This is a genomic window from Mesorhizobium sp. M2A.F.Ca.ET.067.02.1.1 (assembly GCF_004023285.1).
Lineage (GTDB): Bacteria > Pseudomonadota > Alphaproteobacteria > Rhizobiales > Rhizobiaceae > Mesorhizobium.
Window position 1 is genome coordinate 1 of record NZ_RZSB01001243.1, and the last position, 913, is coordinate 913.

1 protein-coding gene is annotated in these 913 nt (G+C 66.2%); it reads left to right on the top strand.

Annotated features, from left to right (window positions below; genetic code table 11):
- Window positions 1–114: 114 nt before the first annotated feature.
- Window positions 115–913, top strand: a 799-nt coding sequence (locus EOA28_RS37060; RefSeq protein WP_128315905.1) for a LysR family transcriptional regulator, incomplete at its 3' end; no start/stop codon positions are given.

Below are 913 nucleotides of genomic sequence, written 5' to 3' on the forward strand. Positions count from 1 at the left end.
GCCTTGGTTGATGGTGCGCGAGAGATTTATGCGATCCGACTATGGAAATAGTGCTCCGATGCGGGATATTCGGCAACAAATTGAAGAGCTGAAATCTACAATAGGGAATTCGATATGGACCCGGCTGACCTCCAGGGCGTCGTCGCATTCGTCAACACCGTCGAAGCCGGCAGCTTCACCGGCGCCGGCGCGCGGCTGCATGTGACGAAGTCGGCGATCGGCAAGTCGGTCGCGCAACTGGAGCAGCGGCTGGGTGTGCGCCTGCTCAACCGCACCACGCGCAGCCTCAGCCCGACCAGCGAAGGCATGAGCTACTACGAATCCTGCGCGCGGGCGCTTGCCGAGATCGAGGCCGGCCAAGCCTTGCTCGCCTCGCGCCGGCAGGTCCCGTCGGGCAAGCTTCGGGTCGATATACCGCTCGCCTTCGGCCGACGCTGCGTCGCGCCGGTGCTGTTCGACATCTCCAATCGGTTCCCGGACCTGATGATCGAGATCTCCTTCAACGACCGGCGCGTCGACCTGATCGAGGAAGGCATCGACCTGGCCGTGCGGATGGGCGACCTCGACGATTCATCGTCGCTTGCGGCGCGCCGCATATATGCCCAGCGCTCGGCGATCTGCGCGTCCCCAGCCTATCTCGAGCGGCATGGCCGGCCGCAATCCATCGAAGACCTCGCCCGGCACAGCGTCATCGGCTATGGACGCGAAGGCGTCGTCCGACCCTTGGCCATCCGCGACAGCGCCGGCCGTCTCGCCGCCTTCGTGCCCAAGGCGCGGCTTGTGCTCGGCCACGGCGAGCCGATGCTGGACGCCGCGCTCGCCGGCTGCGGCATCGCCTTCCTGCCGACCTGGCTTGCCGGCCAGAGCCTGCGGCGCGGCGCGCTCGAAATGGTCCTGCCCGACCATTTGGTGG